The sequence below is a fragment of the Streptomyces sp. NPDC088124 genome, from assembly GCF_040685895.1.
Taxonomy (GTDB): domain Bacteria; phylum Actinomycetota; class Actinomycetes; order Streptomycetales; family Streptomycetaceae; genus Streptomyces.
Genome location: NZ_JBFBJB010000017.1, coordinates 1 through 19239, shown reverse-complemented (window position 1 = coordinate 19239; position 19239 = coordinate 1). Strand labels below are relative to the sequence as shown.

11 protein-coding genes are annotated in these 19239 nt (G+C 70.9%); 4 read left to right on the top strand and 7 right to left on the bottom strand.

Annotated features, from left to right (window positions below; genetic code table 11):
- Positions 1–33 precede the first annotated feature (33 nt).
- Positions 34–1785, top strand: coding sequence for an IclR family transcriptional regulator C-terminal domain-containing protein (locus AB0P17_RS15990; RefSeq protein ID WP_365811336.1), 1752 nt, complete (start codon positions 34–36; stop codon positions 1783–1785).
- A gap of 99 nt (positions 1786–1884) precedes the next feature.
- Here AB0P17_RS15990 and AB0P17_RS15985 read toward each other — a convergent pair whose 3' ends face one another.
- The 3 genes from AB0P17_RS15985 to brxD all read right to left on the bottom strand — a co-directional run bounded on the left by AB0P17_RS15985 (position 1885) and on the right by brxD (position 7725).
- Positions 1885–3432: a S1 family peptidase gene (locus AB0P17_RS15985; protein WP_365811334.1), complete on the bottom strand. Its 1548-nt coding sequence runs from the start codon at positions 3430–3432 to the stop codon at positions 1885–1887.
- Positions 3433–4240: 808 nt separating this feature from the next.
- Entirely contained in the window at positions 4241–6391 is a 2151-nt protein-coding gene (locus AB0P17_RS15980) for a DEAD/DEAH box helicase (RefSeq protein ID WP_365811332.1), read from the bottom strand.
- On the bottom strand, positions 6388–7725 hold the full coding sequence (gene brxD, locus AB0P17_RS15975; protein WP_365811331.1) for a BREX system ATP-binding protein BrxD: 1338 nt from the start codon (positions 7723–7725) through the stop codon (positions 6388–6390). The genes AB0P17_RS15980 and brxD overlap by 4 nt, the downstream gene beginning before the upstream one ends.
- A 132-nt stretch (positions 7726–7857) precedes the next feature.
- Here brxD and AB0P17_RS15970 point away from each other — a divergent pair, with 132 nt between their 5' ends.
- Together AB0P17_RS15970 and AB0P17_RS15965 are read left to right on the top strand one after the other, a co-directional pair.
- The gene (locus AB0P17_RS15970) at positions 7858–9666 is read left to right on the top strand and encodes a DUF262 domain-containing protein (RefSeq protein ID WP_329829458.1); all 1809 of its coding nucleotides are present in this window, start codon (positions 7858–7860) and stop codon (positions 9664–9666) included.
- A gap of 8 nt (positions 9667–9674) precedes the next feature.
- Positions 9675–10712 carry a CBS domain-containing protein gene (locus AB0P17_RS15965; protein WP_329829457.1) on the top strand — a complete coding sequence of 346 codons (1038 nt, stop codon included), beginning with the start codon at positions 9675–9677 and terminating at the stop codon, positions 10710–10712.
- A gap of 47 nt (positions 10713–10759) precedes the next feature.
- Here the strand turns inward: AB0P17_RS15965 and pglZ are convergent, their stop codons facing one another.
- The 4 genes from pglZ to AB0P17_RS15945 form a co-directional block, all read right to left on the bottom strand.
- A complete protein-coding gene (gene pglZ, locus AB0P17_RS15960; protein ID WP_365811329.1) occupies positions 10760–13720 on the bottom strand; it encodes a BREX-2 system phosphatase PglZ in 2961 nt (986 codons plus the stop codon).
- Between the two features lie 43 nt (positions 13721–13763).
- On the bottom strand, positions 13764–17732 hold the full coding sequence (locus AB0P17_RS15955; protein ID WP_365811327.1) for a phage resistance protein: 3969 nt from the start codon (positions 17730–17732) through the stop codon (positions 13764–13766).
- Between the two features lie 119 nt (positions 17733–17851).
- Positions 17852–18340: a type II toxin-antitoxin system VapC family toxin gene (locus AB0P17_RS15950; protein WP_365811326.1), complete on the bottom strand. Its 489-nt coding sequence runs from the start codon at positions 18338–18340 to the stop codon at positions 17852–17854.
- Positions 18330–18599: a type II toxin-antitoxin system prevent-host-death family antitoxin gene (locus tag AB0P17_RS15945; protein ID WP_365811324.1), complete on the bottom strand. Its 270-nt coding sequence runs from the start codon at positions 18597–18599 to the stop codon at positions 18330–18332. Before AB0P17_RS15945 ends, AB0P17_RS15950 begins: the two co-directional genes overlap by 11 nt.
- Before the next feature lie 263 nt (positions 18600–18862).
- On the opposite strand from AB0P17_RS15945, the gene AB0P17_RS15940 reads away from it, so the two are divergent.
- On the top strand, positions 18863–19239 hold a 377-nt coding region (locus AB0P17_RS15940), incomplete at its 3' end, for a hypothetical protein (RefSeq protein ID WP_365811323.1).

The window sequence follows — 19239 nt, the reverse complement described above, 5'->3', positions numbered from 1 at the left end:
CCGAAGTCCGGGCGACCTGAGACCGGAGAGCCGATGCCGTCCACACCCGTCCCCGCGCCTCCCGCCGAGGCACCCGCCGAGGCGGTGAAACCGCTGATGCGCGGCATCTCCGTGCTGCGCGCGCTCAGCGACGCCGACGGCCGGGCGGCCATCGGCGCCCTGGCCCGCACCACCGGTCTCGCCCGCGCCACACTCGACCGGATCCTCGCCACACTGGCCCGCATGGGGTACGTACGGCTGACCGGCCACGAGGTCGTGCTCGCCCCACGCCTCATGGAGCTGGGCAACGCCTATCTGTCCGCCACCCGGTTGCCGGAGCGGCTCGGCCCGCTCGCGGAACGGCTCGCGGACGAGCTGGACGAGTCGGTGTCGCTGGCGGTCCCCGACGGCGACGGCATCCGCTTCGTCCACCAAAGCACCCGGCGGCGCGCCATGTCGCTGACCTTCCGCATCGGCGACCTGCTGCCCGCCGAACGCACCGCGCCGGGACCGCTGTTCGCGGCGGACTGGTCGGAGGAGGAGTGGGAACGGTGGCGGGCGCGCCGGGCCGGGGATCCCGAGGACCGGGGCTTCCCGGCCGTACCGCCGCTGCTCCCGGAGCCGGAGTCGAGGTCCGGGGCCGGGCGCCGGACGGGCCACGCCCGGCGCTTCGAGGAACTGGCGGCGCGGGCCCGGAAGGACGGCTGGGCGCTGGACGACCAGCTCATCGAACCGGGGCTGATCGCCCTCTCCGTACCGGTACGCGCGCTCCACGCCCCGGCGGACGCGCGGCCGGTCTGCGTCGCGAGCGTGGTCAGCCACACCAGCCGGCACAGCGCGGCGTCGCTCCGGGAGGCGCTGCTGCCCCGGCTGCGCGCGGCGGTGGCGGAGATGGCACGGGAGCTGGCCCGCCCGCCGGAGGAACCCCTCCCCGGTCGCGCCGGTCGCACCGGCCGCCCGGAAGGCCCCGGGCTGGCGAGCTGGACCGGCGCGTCCAAGCAGGAGCTGGGCCGGGAGTTCATCGAGTCACTGGCCCGCGGGCTGACCGTACCGACGGCGTTCGGCGAGGGCCGGGACGCGCTGACCCTCAGCGCCGTCGCCGAGGCCACCGGGCTGGCCAGGGCCACCGCCCGGCGCGCCCTGATCACCCTGGAGCACCTGGGTCATGTCACCGCCGCTCCCGACCGGACCTTCCGGCTCACCTCGCGGGTGCTGTCGCTCGGCTTCCCCGCCCTGTCCCGTACGACGCTCCCCCGGATCGCCGCGCCTCATCTCGCCGAGCTCTCGGCGCGCGTGGACGACTCGGCGTCCCTGGCGGTGCTGGTGGGCGATGACGTCCAGTACACGGCGCGGGTGGCGACGCGGCGCATCATGAACGTCAACATCACCACGGGCACCCGCTTCCCGGCGTACGCGACCTCCATGGGCCGGGTCCTGCTGGCCGGGCTGCTGGCGGATCTCCCGTACGACGAGCTGACGGCCCGCCTCGCGCGCGCCGAGCCGCGGCCGCTGACCCGGCACACGGTCACGCGCCCCGCCGAACTGGCCGCCCTCCTGGACGGGGTACGCCGCGCGGGGTACGCCCTGGTGGACGAGGAACTGGAGGAGGGGCTGCGCTCGATCGCGGTGCCGGTCGTGGACCGTACGGGCGTGGTCGTGGCGGCGCTGAACGTGGCCATGCACACGAGCCGGCGCGATGTCGGGGCGTGCCTCACGGAGGTGCTGCCCGAACTGCGCGCGACGGCGGCACGGGTGGAGGCGGACCTGGACGTCGTGGGCCGCTTCACCCGGGTGTCCACTGTGTGAGACGGGGCGGGACGGCGGTGAGACGGGGCGGAACGGCGGAAGGACCCGCCGGTCGGCGAGGTGCCTGACCGGAGGGTCCTTCCGAGGGGGCGCGCCGGGTCAGTGCCCGTTGCGGTTGTTGCCGTTGCCGTTGTCCTGGTTGCCGTTGCCGACATCACCGGCACCGTCACCGATGTCACCGGCGCCCGCGTCGGCGGCCCCGTCACCGGCACCGTTCCCGGCGTCACCGGCGCCCGCGTCGGCGGCCCCGTCACCGGCACCGTTCCCGGCGTCACCGGCGCCCGCGTCGGCCGCGCCCTGGTCGCCGGCACCGGCGTTCGCCGCGTCACCGGCGCCCGCCACGGCACCCTCGTCACCGGCGCCCGCGTTGGCGGCGCCCGCGTCGGCACCGTCACCCGCGCCGCCGTCGACACCCTCGTCGCCCGCGCCCGCGTTGGCGGCACCGGCGTCGTCACCGGCGCCCGCGCCGCCGTCGGCCGCACCGGCGTCGTCACCGGCGCCCGCGTCGGCCGCGCCGTCGCCGCCGCCCGCGTCACCGGCGCCGATCTGGGCGCCGACCGCGGCCAGCGCGGTGGTCACCGGCTGGAAGAAGGTCTCACCGCCGACGGTGCAGTCACCGCTGCCGCCGGAGGTCAGGCCGATGGCGCCGCCGTCCGCGGTGAACAGCGGCCCGCCGCTGTCGCCCGGCTCGGCACACACATCGGTCTGGATGAGGCCGTTGACGATGTCACCGTTGCCGTAGTTGACGGTGGCGTCGAGACCGGTGACCGAACCGTCGGCCAGCCCGGTGGTGCTGCCCATCCGGATGACTTCCTGGCCCACGGCCGCCTCCGCGGCGGCGGCGATCTCCACGATCTGGCCGTCACCCGTGTCGACCGTGCTGGCGACCTCGGTCGCGGGGTCGTCGTACGCGGCGAGGGCGAAGTCGCCGCCGCCCGCGAAGGTCGCGTCCGCGATGGTGGCGATCGGCTGGCCGTCCTGGGCGTCCGCCCACTCCGCCGCCGCGACGCCGCAGTGTCCGGCCGTGAGGAAGCCGGGGGCGCCGTCCGCCGTGACGACGTTGAAGCCGAGGGAGCAGCGCGCGCCGCCACCGAAGATGGCGTCCCCGCCCGCGGCCAGCGGCTTGAACTCCCCGGCGGTCCGCTTGATCCGGGCCACGTCCGAGCCGAGCGACTTGACCGTCGACTCGATCTGGTTCCAGCCGGCGTCGGTCACGGTGCGGTCGGCGAGGACCTGGATCTGGTTCGTCCTGGGGTCGACGGACCAGGACGTACCCGGGATGGTCGCCTCCGCCTTCAGCGTCTGCGAGGCGGCCTTCAGCTGGGCCGTGCTGTTCTTGACGTTTCTGACGACGGCACCGGCCTGCTTGACCTGGAGCTCGACCTTGTTGTTGTCGCCGACGACATTGACGATGATCTGCTGCTTCTCGGAGTCGTAGTACGACCCACCGAACGCGTCGCCCAACTGGGCGGCGATCTGCGAGGCAAGATCCCCGGCGGCAGCCGCGTTCACCTTCTTCGGCGTCGGCTCCGGCTCGCCGCCCTGTGAGGCATTGGCGTTCGGCAGCAGAATCGCGGCCGCCGCAACGGCTACAGCGCCACCCCCGGCGAATACGATCTTCCGCTTGGGTATGCGTTTGTGGCTCAACTCAAGACCTCCTGTGGGGGACGGAGTCCGCTCGCCGGCAGCAGACGGAAACGCTCTGGCCCTGAATACGGAGAGGACCCGAGGGGCGTTCAACACAACTTCCCCGCAAACGAGTTCAGCCCCTCCGCTGCCCGCCCGAGGCCCCACCATCCACATCGCACAAACCACTACGAAAGACACATCCAACGACCCCGAGATCAGCCGATGCATCCACCGAAATGCAGCTATACCCCACCCACCGCCATCACCCGCCCCGGCCACGGAAAAAACTTCCGCACCACCCCCGACTTCCGCTTCCCACACCCCCGCACCCCACCCACCCCAGCCCCCGCAATTCCCACACGCATCCCCGCACAGAACCCGCACCGCGCCCGTGCAAACCCACTCCCATCCCCCTCCCTCCCGCCTTTCCTCCCCTCCTCCTCCCCGCCGATCGAACTCCCGGGCTTTTCCCCGAATGCCCGGCTATCGATCGTCAACTGGGGCGACTTCGGGATGTATCGCGCGATCAACAAGGCAGCGGCCCAATCGATCGAACGGAGAATCGCCAGTTCCTGCAGTGACCGACGAGGCGGCCCGCCACGAACACCGCCTGTGCGCTCCGCAACCCGGCCTCGGCGAATGGGCGGTGCGCCCCGGCCTCGATGACGAAGCATCCGTGCTTCGACGGCGGCCGGCGGATCCGGTACGCGGGACTACGAGGTTCTGGCCTGGCCACGAGCCCAAGGAATACTGGGTCAAGAGGCCATTACGGTGATCGACCGCAGAACGGTCCAGCACGCCGATCCCGGCGGGTCGGCCATGGTCGTCACATCCCGTGCCGCGTGAACCTCACATGCTCACGAATCGCTGCCGCGGCCCCTTCTAGGTCCGCCACTCGGGCGGCGAGCGTCGCCTCGGCCAGGCGCGCGGGAAGAGCCCTGCTGAACTTCAGCCCGTGGAGTGCGCGGGGATCCACCTGAGGAAGGCACAGGTGCTCCGCGGCCTGCTCTTTCGCCTGCTTCCATTCCCGGAGGGTGAGATCTTCGCGGAGCCGGATATACGTGTCCGTTGGGCGCTGCAGGGGGTCCGCGATGGAACTGAGCGTGGCTACCAGGGTGGCATTGGCCTTGTATCCGGCCCAGGTCCACCAGCGCACATTCGTGTCGCGACCACCCCGCAGCAGGAGTGTTGCATCGGCGTGAACCAGCTCGGCGGCCTTCTCACGCACCTGGCCGAGGGCGCTCTCGGCGCGCCGGGTGAGTGTGACGGGCGGTGTCTCTCCGAGCAGCACCTCCCGTGCGGCGCGGGTGAGCGCGCGGGACGCCGTACGGGACAGCCCGACACCACCCCATCGGGCCTTGCCCCCTCCGTCCACCGGCTCGACGAAACAGCGCCGCCGCGACCAGTCGATGTAGGTCACCTGCCAGCTGCGCCCCGCGAGCAGCAACCGCCGTGGTCCGGGCACCTCTTCCGTGAGCAGCGCCGGATCCGTCGTACCAATCTCGGTGCGGCCCGAGAGCACGGTGAACTCCGGCGCCGCGGTGAAGACCGCGGTGAGATCCATGAAGTGCCGGTGGCCGAAGCGGCGTTCGGCCTCGGGACCGATGAACATCATCCCGCCGTCCCGGTTCAGATACCCCTCGTCGACGAGGTGCCGCACGATCGGCTCGGCGGCGGGGCCGAACGGGCCGAGGCCACCCCACCAGTCCTGCCAGAGCCGGTCGCCGACCCGGTGCTCCTGGAGACAGAGCGCCAGGATCTGCTGAGCGACGATGTGCCGGGGCTCCGGGGGCGCGACGACCGGCTCCACCCAGCCTCGGGACCAGAGCAGGAGAAGGGCCGCCGCCGACAGCAGACCGGACTCGTCGACCGCGAGGAAGAGACAGTTCCGCAGCGCTCCCGGGCGTCGCCCCGTACGGCCGAGGCGTTGCAGGAACGAGGCCACACTGCCCGGCGCGCCGATCTGGACAACCCGGTCCAGGTCCCCGACGTCGATGCCGAGTTCGAGTGTGCTGGTCGAGACGATCACGCAGTCCCGGGCCTCCGCGAATGCCTCCTCCGCGCGGCGCCGCTCGTCCACGGAGAGCGACGCATGGGACAGGAAGGTCGTCACGCCTTTCGCCCTCAGCGCTTCGCCGAGCTGCTCGACCTCTCGCCGTGACTCACAGAACACCAGCCGCTTCTCGCCCCGGTGCAGGGCCGCGATCACCGTCGCCGCGTTGGCCAGTGATCCCACGTAGTCCAGCTGGACATCCCCTGGCGGCGGCGCGGCCGGTGCCTCCTCCCTCAGGTGCGGGGCGACGACCCGCGCCGGTCGCGTGCCCGCCCCCGCCCCCTGCAGCCAGGTCAGCAGCTCCGCCGGATTCCCCACCGTCGCGGAGAGCCCGACCCGCTGGACCGGCCGGCCGGCCACGCGCTCCAGCCGCTCCAGTACGGCCAGCAGATGCCAGCCCCGGTCGTCCCCGGCGAAGGCGTGCACCTCGTCGACGACGACGGTGCGTAGCCCGGAGAAGAAGGCCCGGTGATCGACGTTCACGCTGACCAGCATCGCTTCGAGGGATTCCGGGGTGGTCAGCAGTATGTCCGGCCGCTCACGCAGGATGCGTCCCCGCCGGGTCCCTGGGACATCTCCGTGCCAGAGCGCGGCGGTGCGTCCCAGCCAGGAGGTGTACGTCTCCAGCCGGGGCAGCAGGTTGTTCAGCAGCGCCTTGAGCGGGCAGACGTAGAGCACGGAGGTGCCGGTCCAGCTTTCCCGTGCCATGCGGGACAGCAGCGGGAAGGCGGCTGCCTCGGTCTTGCCTCCGGCGGTCGGAGCCAGCAGTACGGCGTCTGAGCCGTCTGTCAGAGAGGTGATGGCCTCTTCCTGGAGTGGCCGAAGCCCTGTCCAGCCGAGGGTGTTGACGATGTGGTGGACCAGCCCCGGGTGCAGCCTGTCCAGTGGGTCCGTGTCAGCTGATGACCCGGGAGCCTCGCTCACGGAAGCTCCAGTTCGACGTCGTCCGCGCTGTGGGCCGTGGCCGCGTTCCGTTCGACCTCGTTCAGCTCCGTCGTGTTCACGGTCAGGGCGTAATGCTGACGCGGCTCGAAGTCGTCGAACTGGTCGATACGGTCGAGGACATCGCTGACGAGCTTCTTGAGGAACAGCCGGGGAGCCACACCGACCCTGCCACCGAGTGCTCCGCCGACGGCCTTGGCCAGCTCGGCGACATAGGCGTCGTCCGCGACCTTCCTGACCCGCGCCGGATCCTGGGCTCCCGCCGCGTACAGGTCGCGGATGGTGAGCCCAAGACCTGTCAACGAGTCCAGGGTGAAACCGGGCAACCGCAGTTGCACGGCACGCGGGTTGTCGAAGCGCGGATCGGTGGTGAAGTCGGTGGCCAGGCGCTGGGCCAGCGGAGCCAGCCGCTGCACGCCCTGCGGGCCCTCGTAGAACGCCGGTGTCCCCGTGATCAGCAGATAGAGCCCGGGAAAGCGCCCGGAGTGGACCTCGTCGATGAGCTGACGCAGCGCGTTCAGCGCCTTGTCCCGCGCGTCGGAGCGCACGCGCTGCAGCGTCTCCACCTCGTCCAGTACGACGAGGAGTCCCGCATGACCGGAGTCACGCAGTACGGTGAGCAGCCCCTGTACGAAACCGAGGGCACCGAAGTGATCGAGGTCGCCCCGTACTCCGGCAGCTCTGCGTGCCGCGGCGGCGACATGGGGCTGTCCGCCCAGCCAGGCCATGACAGCGGCCGCGGCGGGCTCGTCGCCCGCGGTGAGTGCCGTACGGTACCCGCGCAGCGCGGTGGCGAACGACGGCGCGTGCCGGGACACCTCTGTGAGTCTGGCGGTCATCAGCCGCTCGACCTCACCCGGCAGCTCTTCCTCGGAGGCGCCCTCGGCAAGGGCGTCCTCCTCCAGGGCGTAGAACCAGGCGTCGGCAACGGGGCGCAGCGCGCTCGGCGGAAAGCCGGGGGTGGTCAGCCGCTCGGTGAGACGGCGGTAGACGGTCTCCAGTTTGTGCAGCGGCGTCTCGGTCTCGGAGATCTGGATCTCGGCGACGGCGAAGTTGCGCCGCTTGGCGCGTTCGCCCAGCCACCGGGTGAAGAACGTCTTGCCGGAGCCGTATTCACCGCGTACGGCCTTGAAGACCGAGGCGCCCGAGGAGACGGCGTCGAGTTCCGCGTCGAGCGCCGCCTCGAACCGGTCGAGTCCGGTCGCGAGGAGGTCGAGACCGCTCTCGGGGACGGCGCCCCGCCGGAGGGCGTCGATGACGTCACGGCGCCGGGCGGCGCTGACGGGGCCGGTGCGGCCGGGGCTGTCGGTACTCACCGCGTCAGTCTCGCATTACGTACCAGGGCCCGGTCACTCTGCTGGAAGGTTGACGTACGGAGGGTCACTTTGATGCAATCGTGGGTTACACCGTCCGGGTACTCAGCGGTTCGAAGCGGGGGAAGACACAGCGTGGCGCTCGACAGTCTCAAGCTCAGTGATGTCCTCAAGGATGTCGCGTCCGGGGTCCTTCAACTGCCGGACTTTCAGCGCAACTGGAAGTGGGACGACGAACGGATCAGGGCGCTCGTCGCCACGGTCACGCTGGACTATCCGCTCGGTGTGGTGATGGCGCTCCAGACCGGTGACACGTCCCAATTCAAGGCCCGGACACTCAAGGGTGCGGAATCCGCGGACGGCACCGCGCCCGAACTGCTGCTCCTGGACGGACAGCAGCGGCTGACCTCGCTGTTCCAGGCGCTCCACCGCGACTTCCCGGTCGAGACGGTCGATGCCAGGAACAAGCCCCTGCGCCGCTGGTACTACATCGACATCGCCAAGGCGATCGGGGATCCCGCCGACCGCGACGACGCCGTGGTGTCCGTGCCCGAGGACCGCATCCTCAAATCGGACTTCGCGCGGAAGGTCGTCCTCGATCTGAGCACGGTCGACGGGGAGTGCGCCGCCGGCTACTTCCCCCTGCACCTCGTGTTCGACACACAGCGGGTCAACGCCTGGCAGCAGAAGTTCGTCTCCGTCGACCCGGCGAACTGGGGGGTGTGGGGCCAGTTCGTCGAGCGCGTGCTCAACCACATGAACGCGTTCCAGGTCCCGATGATCAAGCTCGCGGCATCGACCACGCTCGACGCCGTGTGCGCCGTGTTCGAGCGGGTCAACACCGGAGGCGTGGCGCTCAACGTCTTCGAACTCCTCACGGCCACCTACGCGGGCAACCAGAGCCATTTCGCCGAGCACGGCGACTACTACCGGCTCCCCGTCCGGTGGGAGGAGATCAAGAAGGACCTGACGTCGACCCATCCCGTTTTCGGCCGGCCGGAAGCCGGCCTCGAGGACGGTCTGAGCAGCAGTGACTTCCTCCAGGCGGTCGCCCTGGTACACACCTGGGAGCGCAAGCAGGCCAACCCGCGCACCTCGGTCTCCTGCAAGCGCCGGGACCTGCTCAATCTGCCGCTCTCCGAATTCGTACGGCTGGCACCGCGGTTGGCGGAGGCGTTCCAGTGGGTGGGTGCCTTCCTGGAGCGCCAGTGCATCATCCGCTCCGCCGATCTGCCGTACCAGACTCAGTTGGTGCCGCTGGCCGCGGTACGGGCCGTCCTCGGCCAGGACACGGAGCATCCGGGCAGCGACGAGCGGATCACCCAGTGGTACTGGTGCGGTGTGCTGGGCGAGATGTACGGCGGCTCGACGGAGAGCCGGTTCACCCGTGATGTGGAGCAGTTGATCGGCTGGATCCGTGGTGCGGAGGGGGTCGTTCCCGACACGGTCAGCGAGGCGGCATTCCTGGAGGACCGGCTGAACAGCCTGACCACCCGCAACAGCGCCGCGTACAAGGGGATCTACGCGCTCCTCGTCAAGCAGGGCGCGGTGGACTGGTACTACTCCGACGCGCCGCTCAACGCGGGCCGGCTTGTCGAGCACAATGTGGACGTCCGGCAGATCTTCTCGAAGGCGTGGGTCGCCAAGAACTACTACGCCTATGCCACCCGCGCGAACTCGATCGTCAACAAGACCCCGCTGTCCTTCCGGGCGGGCCGGGGCATGATGGGATCCCCTGCCGTGTACCTCCAGTCCCTCGTGCTGGAGTCGGGCATGCGCGCCGAGTGGTTCGACGATGTCATCGCCACCCATCTCATCGATCCGGCCACACTCCACGAGGCCGACTTCGAGAAGTTCTACGAGAACCGCGCGAAACAACTCCTGGACCTGGTGATGTCCGCCATGGGTAAGCGCACCGTGTTCCGTGACACGGCGGGCTGGTGAGTACGGCCATGACGACGCTGCCCTCCGAGGAGGAGATCCTCGCGCTCAAGGGCCGGAAGATCCCGGTCGCCGAATTCCTGACGGTCTTCCGCACCCGCGTGCGCGACCACTCGTCGAATCAGGTCATCAACCAGAGGCTGGACGAAGTCGGTCTCGCGACGGTTCCGCACTTCGCCAACTGCGGCAGAAACGCCGATGTGCACATCGTGGCGCAGGAATCCGTCCCCGACCCGGATCCCGAGAACAGTAGTGGGGAGGAGGACGACGACGGACTGTCCACGGGGTCCCTCCCGCAACACGCCGTCAGAATCGGCGACATACCGGCGGCCACGCAAGGCATCGCGTCCGTCACCTCGCGTCATCTGCTGGCAGACGCCATCCACCTCATGCAGACCATGAACTACTCGCAGATTCCCGTACTCGACGACCCCTACACGCTGCCTGGGGTCGTCACCTGGCAGTCGGCCACACAGATGTACGGAACCTCCGTCGACAGGGTTCTGCTGAACGCGATGGTGAACGATCCGCCGGTCGCCGAGGCCCATCAGGATTTCTTCTCCCTTCTACCCATGATCAGCAAGCACGGTTATCTGGTCATCAGAGGCGGCAACGGACGCTTCACCGGAATCGTGACGACCGCGGACATCACCGAGCAGTTCGCCTCGACGGCGTGGCCCTTCTTCGTCGTGGGCGAGATCGAGTTCCGGCTCCGCAAGTGCCTCGGCGCGAAGATCGGTTCGGAGGCCGTCCTCGCGGTGCAGAAGACCCGTTCGGGAAAGAAGACCGGTCTGATCACGGACCTGACGTTCGGCGACTACGTCAAACTGCTCAACGGCGACCAGCAGGATGCGGCGCTCTGCGCCCTGGCCGACGAGAACTGGCGGTGCCTGGGCTGGTCGTGGGTGAGCCGGAGCCAGTTCGTGCGGCAGCTCGGCAGTGTGCAGCAGAGCCGCAACAAGATCGCGCACTTCGACCCCGAGCCGCTGTCCCCGAGTCTGAGCGACGATCTGCGGCAGTTCGTCGGGCTGCTCCGGCAGCTCAGCTGACGCACCCGGTGACGGCGGAGCCGCCAGGCCCCGCCGTCACCGCGCCCTCACCTCAGTTCGAACTGCTCCCGCAGCAGCCCCGTGTCCAGCCGCAGGGTCCGGCCGTCCGGCAGCGTCTGAAGGACCTGCACGCTGTCGTGGTTGAGCAACTGCCGGAGTACGGCAGCGAAGCCGTCGGCCCGGGTGACACCCAGGCCGATGCGCTGGGCCAGCGCGGTCACCGGCAGCGTGCCACCGGCGTCCAGCAGCGCGCGTACGGCCTTCTCCACCCTGGCCAGGTCCGGCTTGCGGGCGAGGAGCTGTACCTGGGCCCCGAAGACCTCGGACGACAGCACCCCGGCGACCAGGGTGTCGTCCGGCGAGACCAGCTCGGCCGAGAGCAGCGCGCCGTCCTTCTCCGAGGGGACGAGCGCCACGTCGAAGAGCGAGTCGTGGCTCCTGGCGAGCTCCGCCTCCTCCTTGACCCTCCTGGCCGGCCTCTTCGGTGCCGGGGTGCTCGTCGCGGGCCGCTGATGACGCTGCTCGGCGGCGCGCGCGGTGAGCGACCACCAGGACGGCTGCTGGCCGCCCAGTTCACGCCAGCCGCTCGGCGGTTTCTCGACCCCGAACGGAAGGAACGCCAGTACGGGGATGGTGACCTCGGCCAGGGCCGCGCCGCCGTGGTAGCCCGCCTTCTGGGAGGTGTAGCGCGTATCGGTGTCCCAGAGTGCGACGATCCGGCCGCCGGGCTCGGGGGCGAGGACGCGAGGACCCGACAGCTCGATCTCCGACCCGGCGAGCGGCGGCTCCGCAGGCCCCCCGGGCAGCCGGTGCCGCGCCGACAGCACCCCCTGCGCGTCGGCCTCGACCCGTACCCCGTAGCGGTCGACGACATGGCCGTGGTCACTGGTGAGAATCACGGCCCGGCCCTGTGTGGCGGCGTAGCGCAGCAGCTCCCGCAACTGCCCTATGTGGGAGAGCCGCCAGGTGCCGTCCCCGAGCTTCTGCTCCTTGGCGAGCCGGTCGTCGATGGTGTTGAGCACGACCGCGACATGTGTACGGTCCCCGACCAGCGCGTCGAGCAGAGCGGGGCCGAAGGGTGCGCCGGCGCTCTCGCCGCGCAGGTCGTCCTTGTGGAAGACGGCCACCTCCTGCCCGCCCCAGAACCGGTGGGCGGGGAACACCTTCTTCTCGTCGGCCTGCGTACCCGTCCGTAGCCGCGCGGCGAACAGCGAGGTGCGCGACACCCCGGTCACCGTCGGAAGCGCCGCGGCCATCGCCCGCCGCTGCGGTGCGTCCTTCGCCCTGGGCAGCGGGTCGTACTCGACCCAGTGCTCGCGCAGTTCCTCGCCCAGTTCCGCGGCGATCGCGGCGCTCATCCCGTCGAGGACGAGGAGCAGCACGCGCCGCTCTCCGGCCTTGACGACCGGGGCGACGATGTCGGGGAGGAAGCTCTCGACGGTCAGCATCGCCCCCGGGGCCCCGCCGTTCGCCGTCCAGGTGGCCAGCGACCGGGCGAAGTGCCGGTCGATCTCACGGCGGGAGGCGCGCACCGAGGCGCACACGGTGTCGTAGGCGGACCGCAGTGCGGGGTCGGGGTCACCGCCCGCCTCGATGTGCTCCAGGGCCAGGTCCACCCAGCCGGTGTCGGCCACATGCCGGCGGATGCCGGCCGCGACGTTCTCGCACGCGGCGGCGGGCCCGGTGGCCAGCCACTGGCTGAGCCGCTGCGCCATCCTGGCCCGTTCGATGCGGGGGCGCACATCGGATTCGGGGGCGAGCCGGTGCTTGCCGAGGGCCTTCACCGCCCGCGCGGTGGCCTCCGGCTCGCCGCCCAGCAGCGCGTGCCCGGCTGCCTCGAACCGGGCTTCCAGCCCCTCGGCCAGCACCGGGCTCTGCCGGACGGCGCGCTCCGCGCCGAACTGCCGCGCCAGGGAGGCGGCGCGGTCGAGGGCGGCACCGCTCAGCCTGCGCGCGGTCGTGGCGGATTCGTCCAGCTCGGCCCGGCCGGTGTTCAGCAGCCCGGAGACGAACTCCTCGCAGGCCCGTCCGAAGGCCGCGACAAGGTGGTCCAGTGCCTCGCCCCGTGCGGGCGGCTCGTCGCCGAACCAGCGCTCGGCCCGTCCTCTGGCCCGGTGGTCCTCCGCGTCGTTCGTCGTGTCGGTGTGCTGCCACAGCGCTGCGCAGACCAGCCCGAAGGCGACGGCGTCGGAGCCGTGCTCGGCGCCCACCAGGGCAAGCAGCGCCTTTCCGGCGGGACCGGCCTGTTCCGTCTCGCCGAGGAACCGGGCGAGCCCCTCGCGCTCCGGTTCGCGCAGCGCCAGATAGCGGGCGGGTCCGCCGGGCGCCATGGACCAGCGGAGGAGGGCGTGTACGTCGAGAGGCGCGTCCACGCCCACCGCCGTGACGGACGCCCCGGGGTCGCCGGATGTCTCCAGGTCACGGTCCGGGTCGTACCGGCCGATGCCGAGCCTGCGCAGCGTCAGCGCGGTCAGGGCATGGCTCCTGGTCAGGATGCCCCCGGCCAGCCGCGGCCAGCGGCCCGGTGCGGCGTCCAGCAGTGCCTCGGCGGCCCAGTTCTCGCCGCCCAGCCTGCGGTCGGTGCCGATCGCCCCGAACGCCTCCCGGACGACGTCCCAGGTGCTGACCGCGTTGACCCGCTGCTTGTGCACCTTGGTCAGCAGGTCGGGGCCCAGCTCGGCCTCCTCGCGGTCGGTGAGCACCACGAGGATCTCGGGCCTCTCGGCCGCCGGGAGCGCGGCGGCCGGACGCCCCGGACCGGTACCGGCCTGGTGGGCCAGCGCCAGCTCGTACACGGCCAGCGGCGACGGTGCCACGGCGACCGTCGCCCGACGCTGCTCGCCCCAGCTCAGTTCCGCCGGACCGTCCCAGGTGGGCGCGGCCCGCAGCAGTACGACCCGGCGTCTGCCCGGAGTGAGGCCGGCCTGCGAGGCCAGGTACTGGGTGACGGTAACGGCCTTGAGCGGCACCGCGCTCGTGGCGGTCGCCGGTCCATCTCTTCCCGTCATGCCCTCCGTGGTCGCCGTACTCACCGCACCCGCCTCGTTCCGCTCATTCCACGACCCGCCAGTTGATCTCGACCGTCGCGTCGGGCTCGGCCGCCGTCAGGGCTTCCAGCTCCGCGCGGAGCTGTGCGACCGCCTGGGACGCCTTGGCCCGTCCGCCACCGGAGCGGCGTACGGTACGGCCGGGCACCGGGTGGGTGGTGGGTACGGGCGGCCGGGCGCTGTCGTCGTTCAGGCTGACCTCGCCGGGTGTGGTGAGGGGCGCGGGCTCCGGTGCGGGAGCCTGCCGCGGCGGCCTGGTGGCGGCCTGGCTCCGCTCGATGACGGCGACGATCGACCGCCGTGCCTGCTTCAGCGCGTCCTCAAGACGCGCGGTGCGCTGGTCGGCTCGCGCGGCGCCCTGCAGCGCCTCCAGCACCGCCTCGCCCTGGGGGCCGTAGTTGGGCGCGAGCTTCAGCATGTCCCAGGTCGCGGTGGCCAGCGCGCCGGCCACCGATTCGGCCTGCTTGATCGAGACCCCGTAACGGCCCGGGGACGCGTCACCGAGGTCGAAGGCGGCGAAGGCGGTGATGACCTGCTTGGCCGCCGCGGAGCCGCCCGCCGGGCCCCGGTCGAGGGCCACGACTTCGGCGAGCAGGTCGCGGGAGCGCCGGGCGAGCGCCAGTCTGCCCGTTTCGTCGGTCCCGTCGAGACCGAGGAGGCCGGAGTGCTTCTCCAGTTCCTGGACGAGATTCTCGGCATGCGGCGTGAATGCCTTGGCCCTGCCCGTGATCAGCCGGGCGAACTGGCCGACCATTCTGCCCCGGCGGAGCCTCGGTGGCTGCTCGCCGAAGATCTCCCAGCACCGCTTCCCGGCTTCCTCCCAGGCGGACTCCTCCGGAAGTGGCTGTGAGCGCAGCGCGTCCTGCGGCTTGATCGCCGCCGGCTCGGGCGCCGGGTCGAGCAGCGAGCCCGCCCGTACCCACACCCGGTCGTCCATCTCCGCGTAGGAGGCGATCACCAGGTGGGCGAGGAAGGGCTCCAGGCCCATCGGCTCCGGCCGGTCGATCCACTGGGTGAGCTGGACGACGCTCAGGTCCCCGGGCCCCGCCCCGGTACGGGCCTGGAGGTTGAAGTGGTCCACCCAGCGGTTGGAGAGACGGAAGTACGCCTCCGTCTGGCGGCCGAGCCCGAGCGGCACCGCGATGCGCCGCATCGCCGTCCGCTCCTTGGCGGGGATCTCGGCCTGCCGGTCGCCGGATTCCGCGGCGGCCCGGATGTGGGCGAACACGGTCCGCACATCAGCGGCCCGGACGGCCGTGTTCGTACCGTCGGGGTCGAGGTCCGGGTGGGCGGGGAACTGGTGGGCGAGCAGCTTCTTCGCGATGTGCCGGGCCCCGTCGTGCAGGCTCTGTCCGATGGACACGCGCAGCTCGGAGACGGCGGGCAGCGGGTCGACATGGTCGTTGAAGGACACGTCGACCTCGCCGGGGGTCTTGTCCGCGCAGCCGTACGCCTGCCGGAACGCCACCTTCACCGTCTTGAGCAGCGACTCCCGCTGTCCTTCGAGCAGCACCCGGGCACGGGCCCGGTTGTCGGCGTTGAGGTGCTGCGCGTACACGCTGTCGAAGCGCCGCTGGTCGGACAGCGCGTAGTCGATGACGACCAGCCGGCGGAAGTCCGCGTACCGGGCGGCCGAGAGCCGGGTGGGGATCCAGGCCACGGTCCTGGGCTCCACGCCGGGCAGTTCCCGCAGGGCCCGCATCCGGTTGGCGGCCTCGACGGCGCCCCGCTCGCCCTCTTGGTACGGGAAGTCGACGATGAGCCGCCAGAGCCCTTCCTGGCTCGGCGAGAAGTCGTGGTCGGGCAGGGCGTCCGGGTCGCCGACATTGCCGAAGACGATCTCCACCGTACGGTTCGAGCCGCGCCAGACGAGGTTCAGCTCGTCGGCGACCAGCCGGTCCTGGAGGTCCAGGCCGAGTTCGTCGGCGAGCAGCCGCTTGGCGAGGGACCGGCGGTTGAGGTGGTTGTCGTTGACGTTGGCGTTGGCGAGGACGGAGTCCACGTCCACCCCGGCCAGTTCGAGCCGTACCCCCGGATGGGCGTCCGTACCGGTCACCTTGATCTCGGCGAAGCGCGAGGCCCAGTCGTCGACCTTCGCCTTGATGACCCCGACCTCGGCGCCCGGGATCGGCGAGACCACCGACCCGTGGTTGAGCGCGCCGAGCCGCCGGATGGTCAGGTCCCGCAGCGCGGGCACGCTCGGTGCGAGCGCGGAGAGCAGCAGGGTGCACAGGAGCCGGTTGTCGCCGGTGAAGCCCTTGCAGCGGCCGAGGAGCTTCGGGTCGGTGAGGGTGTCGCGCCGGTGCCGGTAGCGCTCGATGTCCTCCTCGGTGACCTCGTACGTCGCGAGGAGGTGCGGCCGCAGCTTCTGCCGGTACAGCTTGTCCGCGACGAGGAACTCCACCTTGAGTGCGTCCACGAACGGCTTGTCGCCACCGTCCGCGATCACCGGGTACAGATCGCCGAGCGGGATCAGATCCGCCAGCGTCGCGTCGTCCCGGTGGTCGGCGAGCAGTTGTCCCATCAGCTTCAGACCGGTACGGGAGCGCTGGAGCGCGGAGGAGATATGGACCAGGGTGTCCATGAAGGAGGGCGAGAACGGATACGTGAGCCGGAACGACGCCTCGTCCGCCCCGGTCGTCGTCTCGTCCGACCCCAGCAGTACGTCCCAGACCTGCGGCCCGACCCGCTTGACCCGGGCGAAGGCCGCGTCCAGCTTGGCCGCCGCCTCCGTGTCCTTCGGCCTGAGGAGGCGCGCGTGGGCGATCTGCGGCAGGTTGCGGTCCTCCAGCGTGATGGTGTCGAAGCGCCCCGAGGCGAGCCGCAGGCTGTCCTGGATCGCCGCCTCGGCCGCCCCGGACGTCTCCTCGCCGACGAGTTCGCGCAGGTCCCGCTGGCGTGCGATGAACGACACGACCGGGATCGCCCGGCGGGAGTCCGCGCCCTCCACAAAGTTGGTGATCTTGTCGGCCTCACGGGAGACGAACTTCTGGTCGTGCACCCGGTTGGCGAGCCACAGGATCAGCTCGTCCATGAAGAGGATCAGCCCGTCGTAACCGAGCGACTTCGCGTGCTCGGCGATCACCCGCAGCCCGGCGTCCAGGGAGATGAAGCCGTGCTCGTCCTCGGCCGCGTTCTTCGCGAACCCGGGGAACCACGTCACGCTCGCGTCGTGCACCAGCCTGGCCCGCAGCTCGGCCGGGGTCTCCGGGTCGACGGTGTTCAGCCTGACCTCGCCGCCGTCCAGCTCCTCGGCGTCCAGCGCGGTGTCCAGCAGCGCGGAGGTCCAGGCGAACGGCTCGCCCCAGTCGAGATCGTCGTCACCGGCCGGAGCGTCCACACCGAACGGAGCGTCCACCGTGTCCGTACTGTCCCCGGCATCCGGAGCGGCCACGGGCGCCGCCTCGGCGAGCCCCGCGATGAACGCCTCGTCGCCCATCCGCCGCCGGTGCGAGTGGATGTCCTCGAACAGCGCATCGGTCCGGTACACCTGGGGAGTGGTCGCGTTCTCGTGCAGCGCCTTGACATGGCTGACGTACCCGCCGAGGACCCGCTGCTCCAGCGACTTCGCGCCGAGCATGTGGTACGGCACCAGCAGGAACTTCTTCCGCTCCTCCGCCAGCCACTCGTGCTTGCCCAGCACCGGGTCGAAGTCGCCCCGGGACCGGGCTGTCGGGTCGCCGCGCAGCAGCGCGTGCAGCACGGCCATGAAGTGCGACTTACCGGAACCGAACGATCCGTGCAGATACGCGGCCTTCGACGTATGCCCGTCCAGCGCGGCCTTGATCAGGCCGAGCGCCTCGTCGAAGTTCTCCAGCAGCCGGTCGGTGACCACATAGTCCCGCAGCGCGCGGGCCGCGCCCTCCTCGGTGACCGCCTCCGCGAGCTTGAGAACGAAGTCGGAGGTCGAGATGGAAGTCTTGATGTCGATGACGTCGCGGAGGAGGGGGGCCGTCTGCGCGTTCGGAGCCATGGCCATGGTCTGCTGCGTCTTCCGTTCCGTCGTCGTCTTCTTCTTCGTTCATACGGGCAGCACGTCGTCACCGGGCGCGGGCGCCGGATCCGGCGGGGGTGTCGGCGCCGTTCATCGGCTCATCGGTCGTGGAGGACTTGCGGACGCGTCACCGCCACTACCGTAAGGACTCCGTCCAGCCCTTTGAAATCGTCCGGATTCGTGGTGAACAGCGGCAGATCCTCCGCGACCGCGATCGCCGCGATCATCAGGTCCGCGATGCGACGCCGGGGCTTGCGGCCCGAGGCGATCACGGCGGCACAGACCCTGCCGTAGACACGGGCCGCCTCGGCGCCGAACGGAATGGGATCGAACTCGCTCTCCGCGCGCTGGAGTACGTCGAGCCGCCTGGCCCGCTCGGCGTGCTCGTCGTAATCGGTCTGCTCCTCGTTCCTGCGGACCTCGTGGGGACCCGCGGACAACTCGGCCAGAGTGACGGCGCTGATCGCCATCTCCTCGGGCAGCTCCGCCGGCTCCACCCACCTGCGCAGGATCATGATGTTGGTGTCGAGGAGACCCTGCCGGTATGCGGTGGCCGGACGACGATCGGCGGGCGGATCAGCGGGCATAGGGGTCGTCCGTCTCCTGCTCGGCGGTGTCCCGCTGATCCGCGCGGAACGCGTCGACGGAGAAACCGGAGGCGGTCCGGGACAGCGCCGCGAACTCTCCCCTGGGGACGAATCGCCTGCGCCGCCGCAGCGGAATCAGCTCGCCGATCTCACGCCCGTCACGGGTGACCGTGAACGACTGCCCGCCCTGGACCGCGTCCATGATCTCCCGGGATCTGTTGCGGAGATCACGCTGGGTGATCTCTGGCTGTGCGGTCATGTCACGCATCGTACGACAGCGGTGCCATGCTGTGCCACCGAGTGGCACAGCATGGACCTGCCAAGCGACCACCCGCCCCCTTGCCCCCTCGGGCCGCGCGGGCCCGTCGGCCACACCGCGCAGGAGGAGATCACCAGCCCGTACGGGCTCGGCCCGGACGTGGACCATGTTCGCCGGTAGACGGTCGAGATCGCCGACGGCCCGATCACGAGTGCCGTGAGCCAGACCGCCACCTGGAGCGAACGCATCCCGGGGAAGAGCCAGTGAGCACCGCACGACCGGCGGGCCGGAGACGGCCGGCGACCGCCGCCCTCGCACTGAGCGCGATCGCGGCGATGTCACTGACCGCCGGATGCTCGCAGGACCAGGGCCAGGGCCGGGGCGGGCCCGCCCCGGTCGAGGATGCCTTCGGGAAGGACCTGTACGGGACCTACGCGGGCCCCCACGAGGCCCGCCTCACCCTGCGTGACAACGGTGACAACACCCTGGGCTTCACGGTGACCGGCTGGCCCGAGAGCAGCGACCCGGAGATCCTGGGCAAGAAGGCCCCGGCCTTCGACGGCCAGGGCACCTGGCGGATCGAGGACGATCCGGACCAGGGCGACCGCGTCCGCCTCCAGTTCGAGGACGAGGGCCGGGA